Consider the following 2,588-nt stretch of genomic DNA (forward strand, 5'->3'; position numbering starts at 1 on the left):
CCCCCGCAGCCCCCGCAGCCCCCGCCGTTCACGTCGTGACGCGCCGTGTCGTGAGGTGCGTTCAGCCGAGGCGGAGCAACTCGACATCGGCATCCGAGGGCGGTTCATCCTCGTCGAAGACGCCCCACTCGTCCATGAAGGCGGAGTCCGCCGACCGCAGCTCGGCGGGTTCGGGCGCGCGCGGGAACAGCCAGCCGCGTAGCGCATGTACATCCGAATCATCGAACATCCGGCGGACGTCGTCCTCGCCGGTTTGCCCAGTGCTTGAGAACAGGCGTCTGGCCGGCTCGGTCCGTCGCGTTGCCTCCTCGATACCGGAGCGACTGAAGATTTCGCATAGCCGGGTCACTGTCCGGGTGGTCATCTCCTCGTAGAAAACGAGGTTGTACGCGTCCGGTGGGTGCGGGACGCCCATGAACCGGTAGGCGTGGACGACCGCGCGATAGTAGTCCGCGAATGCCGCGTCGGTGTTTCCCATTGCCCACTGCACGTCCGCGCGTACACGGAAGAGATTTGCGATCAGTTCTTCGTCCCAGTCATCTGTTTGCGCGGCGAGCTGGGCCAGGCGCTGCGCCGAAGAGCTGGCGCGGGCGGTCGCCTCGTCCAGCGCGCCCCGTTCCAGCGCCAGGTCAGCGACTTCGAAAAGCAGCCAGGCGACGTTCCAGTCGTCCGCGAGCTCCTCGAACACGGCCAGCGCCTCGTTGTAGTAGCGGCCCGCGGCAGGGTCAGCCGGGTCATGGAATCGCCTGCTGTGCGCGAGAAATATTTTGATCAGACCGTTGACCCGCCCCAGCTCTCGTTCCTCTTCCGCGGTGGCGTCGACACGTGCGCCACGACCGAGCCCACAGAGGCGTTGCACGAGCAGCAGCCGGTTGCGGATGTCGTTCCAGGGGGCATCGGTCTTGAGATAGCCAGGCGGGTAGTTGTCCAGCACGAAGGCCAGTGCCTCGCCCAGCTGGTCGTCCGGGTTATGCTGGGTCGCGGCGGCTATGGAGCCGACGTTCCCGGCGAGTGAGTCCTCCTGGTGCCAGGTACGCTCCCAGTCCTCCAGCAGCCGTCGGTTGTACTCGAACGGGCAGTAGCACCCCCACCACCAGAAGGCTTCCAGAAACACGAGCGCGAAGCGTGCCCGGGTGATCGTGCGGTTCCGGGACACCCGCCGGGCGTGGAACAGCCACTCCCGTTTGTATGCCTGCCAGCGGGGATGTTCGTAGCGATACCAGGAACTGTAGGCGCCAGTCGTGTCGTCCTCCCATTCCGACACGAGGCGGAAGTAGTGCCGGGAGGCTTTCTGATGGAGATCCTGCCAGGTGCGGGGATGCATGGTCCGCAGTTCCCGGCTCAGTGACAGGCGGATGAACTCGTGCAGACGGAAACGGTCGGACGGTTCGTCGGCGACCGCGAGTATCTGCTCGGCAATGCCGTACCCTTTAAGGGTCTGGATGACATTTCCGACATCGGGATGCTCGTTGTCGTCTTCCGTCAGTAGTTCCGCGAGTAACGGTTCGTCGAAGGTGTTGACCACGGCGCAGGCATGGACGGCTCTGGACAGCCGGGCATCCCGGACGGCGTCAACGATGAGACGGACGAGACCGGCCCATTTCTCCCACGGGTCGTCAGGCAGCCGTTGCAGCGTTCGCCGCAGGTCCGCCGCCTCAAGTTTGTCCGGGCCCGTCTCGCCGACCAGGTTCGCCGCCAGCGACAGGCCACCGGGATGCCCCGCCGTGAAGTCGTGGACGACATCGGCGACACCTGGCCGCAACGCACCGTGAAAGGTCTGGTCGAGGTAGGAGACGACTTCGTCGCGGGACAGGTAGGGAAGCTGCCGGACGTGCCATCGATTCGATCCCGCGGTGAACGTGTGCTGCGACGGTATCCGGGCGATGACGACCAGGGTGTTCGTCAGGCGCAGCGCCATACGTGCCAGCCAGTACCCCATCTCGTCGTCGGCGATGCGTTCGAAGGAATCCATGGTGATGAGGATGTGCCGACGCCGGCTCCACTCCGCCCAGCCGCTGACGAAGGCGTCGTCGATGGCGGACTGTGCCTGGCGGATCCGGGCCTTGACAGTCTCGGGCTCGTCGCCTCCGGCTGGGTCATGCGGCCCGGTGCGTTCGGCTTTCGGCGCGCCACCGAGCAGCCGCGTTTCGCGCTCGCACAGTTGGCGGAAAGCGTCGAACTCCCGCGCCCGGGTTCGGTCCGTCACCCGAAGCATCAGTTCCCTCGTCCGGGCGAAGGTCTCCCACAGGACGGGGGCTGACGCGCGGGGGCCGAAGGCGTCCCGAAAGCCTTCGCGCCGGAACGCGGACATGTCCTCGTTGAAGATGTACAGCCGGTTGACGCCGTCAACCCGGCTGACCAGCTGCCGGATCAGCGCGGATTTACCCAGGCCGTGAACGCCGACGAGGTCGATCACCGACCCTTCGCCCCGGGTGAAGAGCAGGCGTAACGCCTCGGCCAGTTCGGCTTCCCGGCCGACGAAAAGATCCATACCGTCCCCTCTGGCAACGCTGGATGGGGTTTCAGGATCTCATCACCCGAGCGGTTGTATCTGGCGTAGGTACAAACACCGTGCCGCGGTATGGCCA

General features: G+C 65.6%; 1 protein-coding gene. It reads right to left on the reverse strand.

The genetic code is table 11. The features are described 5' to 3' along the window. Positions 1-61: 61 nt before the first annotated feature. Positions 62-2,491 carry an ATP-binding protein gene (locus MJ783_RS02195; RefSeq protein WP_239308215.1) on the reverse strand — a complete coding sequence of 810 codons (2,430 nt, stop codon included), beginning with the start codon at positions 2,489-2,491 and terminating at the stop codon, positions 62-64. Positions 2,492-2,588: the final 97 nt, after the last annotated feature.

Source organism: Protofrankia sp. Cj3 (assembly GCF_917627355.1).
Taxonomy (GTDB): Bacteria; Actinomycetota; Actinomycetes; order Frankiales; family Frankiaceae; genus Protofrankia.

Excerpts from the sequence above, each read along its gene's own strand:
- MJ783_RS02195 (WP_239308215.1), bottom strand. The coding sequence starts at position 2,491 with ATGGATCTTTTCGTCGGCCGGGAAGCCGAACTGGCCGAGGCGTTACGC.